General features: G+C 41.9%; 10 protein-coding genes. 6 read left to right on the top strand and 4 right to left on the bottom strand.

What is annotated here, in order from left to right; all coding sequences use genetic code 11:
• Positions 1-240 precede the first annotated feature (240 nt).
• Positions 241-1,410: an FAD-dependent oxidoreductase gene (locus L1267_RS17750; protein WP_135924134.1), complete on the bottom strand. Its 1,170-nt coding sequence runs from the start codon at positions 1,408-1,410 to the stop codon at positions 241-243.
• Positions 1,411-1,668: 258 nt separating this feature from the next.
• Here L1267_RS17750 and miaB point away from each other — a divergent pair, with 258 nt between their 5' ends.
• Genes miaB through lnt form a run of 5 tightly spaced genes read left to right on the top strand, consistent with a single transcriptional unit; the run spans position 1,669 to position 7,102 of the window.
• Positions 1,669-3,114 carry a tRNA (N6-isopentenyl adenosine(37)-C2)-methylthiotransferase MiaB gene (gene miaB, locus L1267_RS17745; protein WP_135924133.1) on the top strand — a complete coding sequence of 482 codons (1,446 nt, stop codon included), beginning with the start codon at positions 1,669-1,671 and terminating at the stop codon, positions 3,112-3,114.
• A gap of 48 nt (positions 3,115-3,162) precedes the next feature.
• Positions 3,163-4,215 (top strand): PhoH family protein, encoded by a 1,053-nt coding sequence (locus L1267_RS17740; RefSeq protein ID WP_235383634.1) that lies wholly within the window; start codon positions 3,163-3,165, stop codon positions 4,213-4,215.
• Positions 4,212-4,667: an rRNA maturation RNase YbeY gene (gene ybeY / locus L1267_RS17735; protein ID WP_054551659.1), complete on the top strand. Its 456-nt coding sequence runs from the start codon at positions 4,212-4,214 to the stop codon at positions 4,665-4,667. Before L1267_RS17740 ends, ybeY begins: the two co-directional genes overlap by 4 nt.
• Positions 4,668-4,689: 22 nt before the next feature.
• The gene (corC, locus tag L1267_RS17730) at positions 4,690-5,574 is read left to right on the top strand and encodes a CNNM family magnesium/cobalt transport protein CorC (RefSeq protein ID WP_135924131.1); all 885 of its coding nucleotides are present in this window, start codon (positions 4,690-4,692) and stop codon (positions 5,572-5,574) included.
• Positions 5,555-7,102, top strand: a complete 1,548-nt coding sequence (lnt, locus tag L1267_RS17725) for an apolipoprotein N-acyltransferase (protein ID WP_235383633.1) — start codon at positions 5,555-5,557, stop codon at positions 7,100-7,102. Before corC ends, lnt begins: the two co-directional genes overlap by 20 nt.
• 38 nt (positions 7,103-7,140) lie before the next feature.
• On the opposite strand, the gene L1267_RS17720 is transcribed toward lnt, so the two are convergent.
• The 3 genes from L1267_RS17720 to L1267_RS17710 all read right to left on the bottom strand — a co-directional run bounded on the left by L1267_RS17720 (position 7,141) and on the right by L1267_RS17710 (position 10,545).
• Positions 7,141-7,617, bottom strand: a complete 477-nt coding sequence (locus L1267_RS17720) for an FKBP-type peptidyl-prolyl cis-trans isomerase (protein ID WP_235383632.1) — start codon at positions 7,615-7,617, stop codon at positions 7,141-7,143.
• Positions 7,614-10,016 carry a Lon protease family protein gene (locus tag L1267_RS17715; protein ID WP_235383631.1) on the bottom strand — a complete coding sequence of 801 codons (2,403 nt, stop codon included), beginning with the start codon at positions 10,014-10,016 and terminating at the stop codon, positions 7,614-7,616. Before L1267_RS17715 ends, L1267_RS17720 begins: the two co-directional genes overlap by 4 nt.
• Before the next feature lie 70 nt (positions 10,017-10,086).
• Positions 10,087-10,545: a zinc ribbon-containing protein gene (locus tag L1267_RS17710; protein WP_135924127.1), complete on the bottom strand. Its 459-nt coding sequence runs from the start codon at positions 10,543-10,545 to the stop codon at positions 10,087-10,089.
• Positions 10,546-10,731: 186 nt separating this feature from the next.
• Here L1267_RS17710 and leuS point away from each other — a divergent pair, with 186 nt between their 5' ends.
• On the top strand, positions 10,732-13,320 hold the full coding sequence (gene leuS / locus L1267_RS17705) for a leucine--tRNA ligase (RefSeq protein WP_138558627.1): 2,589 nt from the start codon (positions 10,732-10,734) through the stop codon (positions 13,318-13,320).
• Position 13,321 lies beyond the last annotated feature (1 nt).

Raw genomic sequence — 13,321 nt, 5'->3', positions numbered from 1 at the left:
TAATTTCTAATTTCTAATTTCTAATTTCTAATTTCTAATTTCTAATTTCTAATTTCTAATTTCTAATTTCTAATTTCTAATTTCTAATTTCTAATTTCTAATTTCTAATTTCTAATTTCTAATTTCTCAAAAATTATATTCGATTGTATTTAGCATAAAAAAACGGGCTAATTTTCATTAACCCGCAATCTATATTTTATACCAATACGCTTACTTATTAGGTATTTTTGCAGACGAGTATTAGCCTAACGTGCCACTAATCGCATATTTCAATACCCAATTTTTTGCAGGGCCTTTATTATTGGCTAATTTCAAGAACTTGCTCCGCGCCCAACTGAGTGGTTTTATTTCATTTGAAAAACCAAAATAGCATGCATCCATCATACTCATCATGAGTAAATTCGCATGACGACGTTTTTTCTCATATTGTTTTAATAATTGATGTTGACCCACGTCTTCTTGATCTTCCAAAATATCCGCCAATGCAACCACATCTTGAAAGCCTAAGTTTACGCCTTGACCTGCAAGAGGATTAATTGTGTGCGCTGAATCACCCACGAGTACTAAACGCCCTTGTGAGTAGTCATTGGCGTGTTGTCTGGCAAGAGGGAAGACAGCATGCTCAAGTAATTCAAAGTCACCCGGTAGTTCAGGGAAATGTGCAATGAGCTTTGCTTTAAGTTCTTCATTAGAAAGTTTTTGCCATTGCTTTAAAACTGCTGCGTCGTGGTAACAAATTAAATTTGCATAAGGTGCTTGCATAGGTAAAAACGCGACAGGTCCGGTTGGAGTAAATTGCTGCCACGTTTTTACTTGTTGAGGAGCATCCAGTTTTATTAATACACCCATACAATGTTGAGCATACTGCCAACCAGTTACACCTAATCCAGCTTTGGTGCGCAATTGTGATTGACCACCATCAGCCGCAATGACTAAATCTGCCGTATAGTGTGTATCACCATAATTCAGAGTGATTGAATCGTCAGTTTGATTTATATCGGTTACAGGAGTCTTTTGCTCGATAACCTCAATATTGTAATCAGCAAATTGTTGCCATAGACTCGCCTGAATTAAGCTATTTTCAATTAAATGGCCTAAATGTGTCTCGCCAATATCTTTACAATCAAATAATAAGCTCTCATCTTGCTGTTGATACGCTTCTAGTTGTTGATAAGGTGCGATTCGGTTTTTACGCAATAATGGCATTGCCCCAAGCTCATCAAGTAGGTGCTCTGAAAAACGATTAATAGCCGAAATACGAATATCCACTTTATCTGAGCTAAGAATACTATCCGCATCAATAAGGTGCTTTTCAATAATCGTGACATCACTCCCCTGCTGCGCCAATTTTATGGCTGTAGCAGAACCTACCATGCCACCTCCAACAACAATTATCTTATTTTTATTCATTTAATATTCGCTCATTTGGCTATTTAAATACCCGGCAAATTGTAACGTAATTCAATAAACAGTGTCAGTGCATTTAATACTTAAGAATTTCAAATCAGGGACTTGTTTGATTTCACACCACAAAGATTAAAACTATACTTGGATCTGTGCGGGTATCCAGCTAAAATACGCGTCCTTTAAGTCGGCATAATTGCCACTTAATCCTGTTTCTAACACATTTTTGTGTCACTACCGAATTGAAAACGAGGCTATATTTCAATGAGTAAAAAGCTGCATATTAAAACCTGGGGTTGTCAGATGAACGAGTACGACTCTCAGAAAATGGCTGATCTACTAGATGCGACAAACGGCTATCAGTTAACTGAAGAAGCTGAAGACGCTGACGTGATCTTACTCAATACCTGTTCAATCCGTGAAAAGGCACAAGAAAAAGTGTTCCATCAGCTTGGCCGTTGGAAGTTATTAAAAGATGACAAGCCAGACTTAATCATTGGTGTTGGTGGTTGTGTTGCATCGCAAGAAGGTGACTCAATTCGCCAACGCGCGCCATTTGTTGATGTGATCTTTGGCCCGCAAACATTACACCGCTTGCCAGAAATGATTAAGCAAGTGCAAAGTGGCGACAGCACATCTGTGGTTGACGTTTCATTCCCTGAAATTGAAAAATTTGACCGCTTACCTGAGCCAAAAGCAGAAGGTCCTACTGCATTTGTATCAATCATGGAAGGTTGCTCTAAGTACTGTACTTTCTGTGTAGTACCTTACACGCGTGGTGAAGAAGTAAGTCGTCCTTTAGATGATGTGCTCCTTGAAGTTGCGCAACTTGCAGAGCAAGGCGTGCGTGAAGTAAACCTTTTAGGTCAAAACGTAAATGCGTATCGCGGTGAAACACACGACGGTGAGATTTGTTACTTCTCTGACCTACTACGTTATGTTGCAGCGATTGACGGCATTGACCGTATTCGTTACACCACCTCGCACCCGGTAGAGTTTACACCAGACATCATCGATGCTTACGCTGATGTGCCAGAGCTTGTTGATCACTTACACTTACCAGTACAAAGTGGCTCTGACCGTATTCTTAACCTGATGAAACGTGGTCATACCGCGCTTGAGTATAAATCGACGATTCGTAAATTACGTAAAATTCGCCCTAACCTAAGCATGTCATCAGACTTCATCATTGGTTTCCCTGGTGAAAGTAAAGCTGATTTTGAAGCAACTATGAACCTTATCAATGATATCGGTTTTGATATGAGCTTTAGCTTCATCTACAGTGCGCGCCCTGGCACACCTGCTGCCGATTTACCAGACGATGTGACTGAGCAAGAGAAAAAAGAGCGTTTATACCTATTACAAAACCGCATCACGCAAATGGCGCAGCAAATTAGCCGCCAAATGTTTGGTACTGAACAACGTATCCTGGTTGAAGGTCCTTCTAAGAAGAACCCGATGGAATTACGTGGCCGTACAGAAAACAATCGTGTAGTGAACTTCGAAGGCCCTCACTCAGTGATCGGTCAATTCGTTGATGTACGTATTACTGAAGCGTTGCCAAACTCTTTACGTGGTGAATTAATTCGTACAGAATCAGAGATGAATTTACGTCGTGATGTGGCGCCATCAGCAATTTTAAATAAAGCTGCCGAAGCTGAAGCCGCAGCTGCCCCTAACGAAATTGGCGTTGCTACTTTCGTACCTTAGGGAGACACTGGTGCTGGCACTGCCAGCACCCATGAATAGGAAGTAATTTTGAGTAATCAATTAAAAACATTAGAGATTTATTTAGAACCTGCCGACAACAAACGACTCTCTTCTTTATGTGGTCCGTTTGACGAAAACATTAAACAAATTGAACGCCGCCTAGGTGTTGAAATTGCCCACCGTGATAATTTTTTCAGAGTCACGGGTAAACTTCATTGCGCCGCAGCCAGCGTTGAAATCTTAAAAAACCTTTACATTGACACTCAACCTATTCGTGGTCAAATAGGCGAAATTGAACCTGATGCAGTGCATTTAGCAATTAGCGAATCGAATGCCCTAGAGCAAGATGAAAACCCGGGCGTGTACGGTAAAGACATGGTGATTAAAACACGCCGTGGCGTTATTAAACCACGCAACGATAACCAAGGCGTGTATGTTGCTAACATCCTGCATCACGATATTACCTTTGGTATCGGTCCCGCTGGTACAGGTAAAACTTATCTAGCCGTTGCAGCTGCTGTTGATGCCCTCGAGCGTCAAGAGATTCGCCGTATTTTATTAACGCGCCCTGCAGTTGAAGCTGGTGAGAAACTAGGCTTTTTACCGGGTGACTTAAGCCAAAAAATCGACCCGTACTTACGCCCACTTTACGATGCTTTATTCGAAATGCTGGGCTTTGAGCGTGTAGAAAAGCTAATTGAGAAAAACATCATTGAAGTGGCCCCACTTGCTTACATGCGTGGTCGTACATTAAATGATGCCTTTATTATTCTTGATGAAAGCCAAAACACCACCGCAGAACAAATGAAAATGTTCTTAACCCGTATTGGTTTTAATTCAAAAGCAGTGATCACAGGTGATATAACACAAGTTGACTTACCACGTGGTGCTCGCTCTGGGCTTCGTCATGCTATTGAGGTATTAAACGGCGTAGATGAAATTAGTTTTAATTTCTTCCAATCACACGATGTCGTGCGCCACCCTGTTGTTGCACGTATCGTAGAAGCCTATGAGCGAAATGATGAAGCTGAGCGTTTAAAGCGCGCAGAAAAGCAACGTGCAAAAGAAGCACAAGCAAACCAACAAGAACCAAACTCGTGACCGAATTAGATTTACAAATAGCCTGTGAGTTTGACGACTTACCTAGCTTTGAACAATTCCAACTATGGGCTGATAAAGCCCTTAGTAACTACCGTGAAGACGCTGAGCTTACTATCGTCATAAGCGACGAAGCACAAAGCCAGCAGCTCAATAATGATTACCGTGGAAAAGATAAACCGACTAATGTCTTATCGTTTCCATTTGAAGCACCACCGGGTATTGAGTTACCTTTAGTGGGTGATTTGATCATTTGTCCGGCCATTGTTTTGGCCGAATCTATTGAGCAAGAAAAGACCTTTCATGACCATTTTGCCCATATGGTGATCCATGGATGCTTGCATTTACTTGGATTTGACCATATAAAGGACGAAGATGCACTCGAAATGGAAAGCATAGAAAAGCAATTACTTGCTGATCTGAACATCGCAGACCCATATCGAGACGATATTTAAATTTACGGAGCAATTAGACGCAATGAGCGACGACAACTCGCAATCTAGCCAGGGTTCTTCTGGCAAAACTTGGTTGGGCAGAATAACCCAAATGTTGCAAGGGGAACCCCAGAATAAAGAAGAGCTGGTTGAAGTAATTGCCGATGCGCAAGAACGCGACCTTATCGACCCTGAAACCAAAGAAATGATCGAAGGAGTACTTGGTGTATCTGAGCTTAAAGTTCGTGACATCATGATCCCTCGCTCGCAAATGGTTACGTTAGAGGTTGATACACCACTTGAAGAGCTGTTACCTATGATGGTTGACTCAACACATTCACGTTTCCCAGTGGTGTGTGAAGATAAAGACCATGTTGAAGGTATTTTATTAGCAAAAGATCTATTACCACTTATCTTAAACAAAGATGAGCAGTTACCTTCTTTGCGTGATTATTTACGCCCAGCAGTAGTCGTACCAGAAAGCAAACGTGTTGACACACTGCTTAACGAATTCCGTCAACAGCGATACCATATGGCAATCGTCATCGATGAATACGGCGGCGTGTCGGGTCTAGTAACCATTGAAGATATTCTTGAAATCATCGTTGGTGAAATCGAAGATGAGCACGACGAAAGCGAAGACCAACAAGATATTCGTCAAGTAGCTAAACACGTTTATGCAGTACAAGCACTGACTGAAGTTGATGACTTTAACGAGTATTTTAAAACCGGTTACAGCACCTCTGATGCTGACACCATAGGTGGTATTGTTTTACACGCATTTGGTCATATGCCAAGTCGCGGTGAAACAATTGATATTGATGGCCTGCAATTTAAAGTCACCAACTCAGATAACCGTCGCATCTTACAATTGCAAGTCACCATTCCTAAGGCTGATGATAACGACAGTGAAGAAACTGCTAACTAAGCTAAGCCTTATTGCAAAAGATAAAAAAGCCTGGCTCGCACTCATTGCGGGCCTCTTTTTAACCTTAAGCTACGCCCCTTATAATCTTTGGTATATTGCCTTTCTCTCTCTTGGCATACTTATCTATTGCATTAATCCGCAGGCAAATGGTAAATCGGCCGCAAAACAAAGTGCTAAGTATGGCTTTATCTTTGGTTTAGGCTGGTTTGGTGCAGGTATTAGTTGGGTGCATGTATCGATAGCCACCTTTGGCGGTATGCCATTAATTGCATCGATTTCATTGATGGTGCTACTTTGCGCTTACTTAGCCTTGTATCCTGCACTAGCAGCTTGGTTGACAACCCGCCTTGCTAAAGGGCCCTATAGCTTTATCTGCTTGTTGCTTGCCAACTTTGCGGTTACAGAGTACTTACGTGGCACTTTGCTAACAGGCTTTCCTTGGTTGAGCTTTGGTTATACACAAACCGACAGCCCACTGAACTTTTTAGCCCCTGTGATTGGCGAGTTTGGTATAACACTTGTTTGCGTGCTCATCGCGTTTTCACTCTTTCGTTTGCTAGGTAAAGACATAAAGCCGTTAATCGGCTCTGTGACCTTGTTGGCAGGCTTATACGTAATTGCGAGTAATAGTGCTTTACAGTATCAAGATAAAACAATTAAAACAGTTTTAGTACAAGGGAACATTAAACAGCATTTACGATTTGAACCGTCAGAGTTTTGGAATACTATGAGTAAATACCAAGACATGACGCGCCTACACTGGAATGCTGATCTCATTGTTTGGCCAGAAGCTGCTGTCCCTGAGCTTGAAGCCCTATCAACACAATACCTAACCGGTCTTGATAGTGCAGCTGCTTTTAACAACACAGCCCTGATCACCGGTATCGTGGATTATCAATACGACACCCGTAATATTTTTAATACCCTCATTGTATTAGGTAAAAAAGAGCAAGATGATAGCGAAGGTCATTATCAGTATTTAGGTAAAAATCGCTATCAAAAGCACCAATTATTGCCTATCGGTGAGTTCGTGCCATTTCAAGAATTACTGCGTCCAATCGCCCCACTGTTTGATTTACCTATGTCGTCATTTACTCGAGGCGATGAAGTTCAAAACAATCTACAGGCGAACGGCTTACATATTTTACCCGCTATTTGTTATGAAATTGCTTTTGCTGATTTAGTGCGTGGTAATTATCGCAGTGATTCAGACATTTTATTCACCGTTAGTAATGATGCATGGTTTGGCGACTCCCATGGCCCGCATCAGCATATGCAAATAGCCCGTATGCGTGCTCTAGAATTACAACGCCCGCTAATTCGCGTAACGAATAATGGTATCAGCGCCGTTTACGACCCTATCACTAAATCACAGTTGAGCATGCCGCAATTTAAAGCTGATGTACTTGAAGCCAATATCACCTTAATCAAAGGCGATAGTCTTTATAGTCAATATGGTAATTGGCCAGTATGGATTGTAGTGATATTACTCAGTGCTGTGGCTGTGTTTATCAGGGTTAAGAAATAACAAATAAAAAAGGCTTCAATATGAAGCCTTTTAAAATTTTAAGATTCTATCTTAATCAACTCTACATCAAATATTAGCAATGAACCTGCTGGAATGCTGCCTACCCGTTTACTGCCGTATGCTAGCTGCGGTGGAATATAAAAGGTAAACTTATCCCCTTCACTCATTAGCTGTAAGCCTTCAGTCCAACCAGCAATGACTTGATTTAAACCAAAGCTGATTGGCGAGTTTCTGACCACTGAACTATCAAATACGCTGCCGCCTAACAGCGTACCATGATAGTGAACCTTGACTTTACTGGTGGCACTTGGTTTTGCCTCATTGTCGCCGCGATGCTCAATTTTGTACTGCAGCCCAGATGCTGTTTCATGAACATCGTCGGCTTTACTATTGTTCGCTAAAAAATCCGCCGCTAGTTTTTCATTTTCAAGGGCTTGTAGCTTCGCCTTTTTACTATTTTTAAAAATTAAAAAGCAAAAAATGCCGATGATCAGTAAAAGTAATAAATTAATCATTCTGCGTCCTTCTCATCATCATTGTCGCCATTTACGATATCAGCAATATTGGCAAGCCTTGTTAAGGCTAGCGCGTTAATAGAGCCATCAGGGTAGCCTTGTGGGGTCATTTCACCTGCGTCTTTATCCATTAATAAGCTCAATGCTTGATCAACCGTTTCAACGGCATAAATGTTAAAGCGGCCTTTTTCAACGGCATCGAGCACTTCATCATCAAGCACCAAGTTCACTTGATTAGATTTAGGAATAATCACCCCTTGCTCACCGGTTAAGCCACGCATTTTACAAAGCTTAAAGAAGCCCTCTATTTTCTCGTTTACACCACCAATTGATTGCACATCACCATGCTGGTTAATTGACCCTGTCAGCGCGATAGATTGGCTAATAGGTAAGTTAGTAATGGCTGATATAAGCGCACACAACTCAGCTAGTGAAGCGCTATCACCATCGATATAGCCATAGCTTTGTTCAATTGCGATATTCGCACTGAGTGTCAGGCTAAATTGCTGAGCGTACTTGTTACCCAAGTAACCGGTTAATAGCATCACCCCTTTTGAGTGAATGGCTTTACCCAGCTCAGCTTCACGTTCAACGTCAATAACGCCATCAGCACCTGCGTACACAGTGGCAGTAATGCGTGCTGGTGTACCAAATGAGGTATCGCCAATGTGCAGCACGGTTAAGCCATTCACCTTACCCACAGCGTGACCTTCAGTAGCAATTAAAATTTGCCCCTCTTTGATATCACTGAGCATGGTTTCAGAGATTTGCCCAGTTCGATACTGCTTACCAACAATGGCCTCGTCTATGTGATGAGCATCAATCACTGTTTGCTCATCTTGTTTAGCATAAAAACTAGCTTCTGCCACTAACTCTAATACATCAGCAAAACGAGCTGAGAGTTTATTATGATGCTCTGCTTGGCGATAACTAAACTTTAATAATCTCGCCATCGCCGCTTCATTCACAGTGCAATTAAGTGTTTGCTGACAATATTCAGTTACCTTGGTAATAAACTGATACTGCAGCTTATCACTACTTGGTAAGTAGTAATCAAAGTCAGCGAGTACACGAAATAACTCAGCAAACTCTTCGTCATATTCACCTATGGTGTAATAAAGCTCTCGCGACCCTAAAAGTACTATTTTTACATCAAGTGGAATAAGCTGCGGGCGTAATGTAAAGCTACTTCCTACTGAGCTGTCTTGGTAGGGTAAGTCGTTTTTGATTTGATGGGTTTTCAAAGACAGTTTTAAGCCATCCCACACTTGCGGGTTAGACATAACTTTCTCTGCATCCATGATCAAATAACCACCATTAGCACGGTGTAATGCACCTGGCTGAATTGAGCGATAGCTGGTGATAAGTGACCCTTGCGACGTTGCATATTCAATCTTGCCAAAGATATTGCCAAAGGTTGGGTTCGGCTCATAGACTACAGGCGCAGCATCGCCTTCTTTGTATTCCACTAAAATATTTGGCGCAAAGAAATCTGTGAGCATACCTTTGCGGTCAAAATCTTCTTTATTTTCGTCGTTGTCATCATCGTCGAGCCACTCTAGTACCGCATCAATGATTTCTTCACGAATATCTTTTAGATAACGAAGAACCCCAATATGTGTTGCATATTTATGCTCAAGCGCTTTAAGAAGTGGTTTAGTAGCAAGCTCTGCTGTTGATTTTTTAAGGTTACGCAGTTTTTCTGATGATTCACGCTTCCAACGTGGTAGCTCAATCAGCGCTTCGATTAACGCATCTTCAAGCTTTTCAATGACTTCATAAAACTCTATACGAAGCGGCTCTTCAAGAGCTGCAAATTCACTATCACTCAGTTGCTTACCGTCAATAAGTGGAGCAAAGCCAACCACACCATTTTCTTCAATGAGAGCCACGCTTTGCTCAAGAGCAGCAATTTCTACTGCAGTTATAGCTGCATCGTAGGTGTCGGTAAACTCGCGATCAATTGATTTTTTCTTACGCTGATACCCAGGGTTATCAAATGCCGCAGGAAAAGTATCAAGCACTTCATCAATAAACGAGTCGATATCATCGGCAAGCTGCTTCGATTGCCCTGCTTGCATAAACAGCGCAATTGGCTCACGGTGATCGTCGTAGTTATTTACATACAACCATTCGTTGGGAGTTGGGCGGCCTTTAGAATGGGCTGTGAGTTTATCTTTCACTAACGTGTAACGACCGTGTGCCGCTTCACCCATCACATATACATTATAACCCGGAAGTTCCATTCCCAGAGAAAAGTCGAGAGCGCTTTGTGCTCGTTGCTGGCCGATAAAAGGGAGTGCTTCTGGATACGGGTTTTGCATGCAAGTGGCAACATGGCTTGCAGAAATCTCTGGCGCTAGCGCAGAAACAGGTAATGGGATTAGTTTTTTTGTCATTCTAACTTCTTATTTCCCAGTCTTTACTGGGCATTATAGGTAACGCCCAGCAAAAGCCTGCGTCACTGATTTAAGGTTGTAATGCCTTACGGCGAAAATAAATACCGCCACATTCAGTACAAGGAGTAATTTGCGTAGCATGGTAAACATCGTAACTATGTTGGCAATTTTTACATACTAATGTGCCCATGGCTATCCATTCTCCTTCTTGATAGACACCATCGTGTTTAAAATCTTGATTAAGGGCATGCCACTCTAACTGGGTTTTATCTTCAATATGCGATAACTCGTACCAAAGCGATTCCTTAAGTTCAAGCCAAGCCAACGAGTCATAATGCTCATCATTTTCTTTGATGTGATCAATATCGCGCTTAAGATACTCTCGATATTGGCTAAGCTTTTCTTGTCCTAAATCTTTAAGTGCTTGCTCTGATTCAACAAATTTATCTATTGCATCCTTTAATTCATTGTCTTTTACATCTTTAATCCATTTAGTTAAATCAGTGAGCCAAGATTTATAGTCTGCCATCGGTTACTCCTTCAAAAATGATGAAAAATCAATCGTTATTCTAGTCGAGTATAGGTTAACCTGCCCTGAAAATATATTTCCAGACAAAATTAATAAAAGCGCCTATTTGCCGCTGTGATTAGCGTGTATTTTGAGTTATCCTTATCGACAATTTTTTATTAATTTGCAAGAAGTCTGGAATCGTAGATGCAAGAGCAATATAACCCGCAAGACATAGAGTCAAAAGTACAAGCCTACTGGGAAGAAAACCAAGTATTTAAAGTCACTGAAGATGAGAGCAAAGAAAAGTATTACTGCCTTTCTATGTTCCCATACCCAAGCGGCCGACTCCACATGGGTCACGTTCGTAACTACACCATTGGTGACGTAGTATCACGCTTCCAACGCTTGCAAGGCAAAAACGTAATGCAACCTATGGGTTGGGATGCGTTTGGTCTACCTGCGGAAAATGCAGCAATCAAAAACAACACTGCACCTGCTAAGTGGACATACGAAAACATCGATTACATGCGCAACCAGTTAAAGCAACTGGGTTTTGGTTACGACTGGGATCGTGAAATTGCGACATGTCATCCAGAATATTACAAATGGGAACAGTGGTTCTTCACTAAGCTTTATGAAAAAGGCTTAGTTTACAAAAAGATGTCAACAGTTAACTGGGATCCAGTTGACCAAACAGTACTTGCCAATGAGCAAGTTATTGATGGTCGTGGTTGGCGTTCAGGTGCCATTGTTGAACAAAAAGAGATTCCACAATGGTTCATCAAAATCACTGATTACGCACAAGAGCTATTAGATGATTTAGATAAACTTGATCACTGGCCTGAGCAAGTTAAAACCATGCAGCGCAACTGGATTGGTCGCTCTGAAGGTTTAGAAATCGAATTTAAGCGTGCTGATAACGACGATACATTCAGTGTTTATACAACGCGCCCAGATACCTTCATGGGTGTGACGTACGTTGCTGTTGCAGCTGGTCACCCAATTGCACAAGAAGCAGCTAAAAACAGCGACGCTGTAGCTATGTTTGTTGATGAGTGTAAAAACACGAAAATCGCTGAAGCAGACATGGCAACCATGGACAAAAAAGGTATTGCCACTGGTTTTTACGCGATTCACCCATTAACAGGTAAACAAGTACCAATTTGGGTCGCTAACTTTGTATTAATGGATTACGGCTCAGGCGCTGTAATGGCAGTACCTGCACACGACCAACGTGACTACGAGTTCGCAACAGCATATGGCCTTGAGATTGCTCAAGTTATTGCACCAGCAGCTGACTCTGAAGAAACTGTTGATTTAGACAACCAAGCTTACACTGAAAAAGGCGTGTTAGTTAACTCAGGTGAGTTCGACGGTCTTGAGTTTGAAGCGGCGTTTAATGCTGTTGCAGATAAACTAGAAGCACTGGGTGTAGGTGAGCGTAAAGTGAACTTCCGTCTACGTGACTGGGGTGTTAGCCGTCAGCGTTACTGGGGCTCTCCAATTCCTATGTTAAGCGACGAGAACGGTAACGAGCTTGCTGCAACTGAAGACATGCTACCTGTTCGCTTACCAGAAGACGTGGTAATGAATGGTGTTACTTCACCAATCAAAGCTGACCCTGAGTGGGCTAAAACAACGGTAAATGGCGCACCTGCATTCCACGAAACAGATACTTTCGATACCTTCATGGAATCATCATGGTACTACGCGCGTTACTGTAGCCCTCGTTTTGACGAAGGCATGATTGAGCCAGGTGCTGCAAATTACTGGTTACCAGTAAACCAATATATCGGTGGTATTGAGCATGCGATCTTGCACTTACTTTACTCGCGTTTCTTCCACAAGTTATTACGTGACTTTGGTTTAGTAACTTCAGATGAGCCATTTGAGCGCTTACTATGTCAAGGCATGGTATTAGCAGATACTTTCTACCGTAAAGATGAGAAAGGCGGTGATATCTGGATTTCGCCAACAGACGTACAAACTGAAACAGACGACAAAGGTCGTGTTGTTAAAGCGTGGCACAAAGAAGATGGCGAGCCGGTATTCTCTGCGGGCATGAGCAAAATGTCGAAATCGAAAAATAACGGTATCGACCCACAACAAGTTATCGCCCAGTACGGTGCAGATACAGTGCGTTTATTCATGATGTTCACGGCGCCACCAGAGCAAACCCTTGAATGGTCTGATTCAGGTGTTGAAGGTGCAATGCGTTTCTTAAAACGTATTTGGAAATACGCTGTTGATGTAGAAACAGTAGGCTATCAAGCGCTTGATAAGTCAGCATTAAATAACGACCAAAAAGTACTTCGTCGTGAACTTCATAAAGCAATTGCAAAAGTGACTGATGACGTAGAACGTCGTCAAACATTCAACACTGCAATCGCTGCAATTATGGAAATCTCGAACAAGTTACTTAAAGCACCGCTTGCCGATAAACAAGATGTGGCAATTGCTAACGAAGCGCTTGAAGCATTACTTATCATGCTTGCGCCTATCACGCCGCATATGTGTCACCAATTATGGCAAGACCTTGGCAAAGAAGGCGACATCTTAGATGCAGCATGGCCAAAAGTTGACGAATCAGCACTTGTTGAAGATGAGAAGCTAATCATCGTACAAGTTAATGGTAAGCTTCGTGCTAAGTTAACAGTGCCAGCTGATGCAACTAAAGAGCAAGTTGAAGCATTAGCATTTGCTGAAGAAAACGTAACTAAGTTCACTGATGGAGCAACCATCCGCAAAGTGATTTACGTACCTGGCAAACTACTTAACGTGGTTGCTAACTAAG

This window comes from Pseudoalteromonas sp. OFAV1, assembly GCF_021532595.1.
Taxonomy (GTDB): domain Bacteria; phylum Pseudomonadota; class Gammaproteobacteria; order Enterobacterales; family Alteromonadaceae; genus Pseudoalteromonas; species Pseudoalteromonas lipolytica_C.
The sequence above is the reverse complement of the archived record's forward strand: the minus strand, read 5'-3'. Positions and strand labels throughout refer to the sequence as shown.

Coding starts and splice junctions, on each gene's coding strand:
- L1267_RS17750 (WP_135924134.1), bottom strand. CDS start 1,410: ATGAATAAAAATAAGATAATTGTTGTTGGAGGTGGCATGGTAGGTTCT.
- miaB (WP_135924133.1), top strand. CDS start 1,669: ATGAGTAAAAAGCTGCATATTAAAACCTGGGGTTGTCAGATGAACGAG.
- corC (WP_135924131.1), top strand. CDS start 4,690: ATGAGCGACGACAACTCGCAATCTAGCCAGGGTTCTTCTGGCAAAACT.
- L1267_RS17720 (WP_235383632.1), bottom strand. CDS start 7,617: ATGATTAATTTATTACTTTTACTGATCATCGGCATTTTTTGCTTTTTA.
- L1267_RS17715 (WP_235383631.1), bottom strand. CDS start 10,016: ATGACAAAAAAACTAATCCCATTACCTGTTTCTGCGCTAGCGCCAGAG.
- L1267_RS17710 (WP_135924127.1), bottom strand. CDS start 10,545: ATGGCAGACTATAAATCTTGGCTCACTGATTTAACTAAATGGATTAAA.
- leuS (WP_138558627.1), top strand. CDS start 10,732: ATGCAAGAGCAATATAACCCGCAAGACATAGAGTCAAAAGTACAAGCC.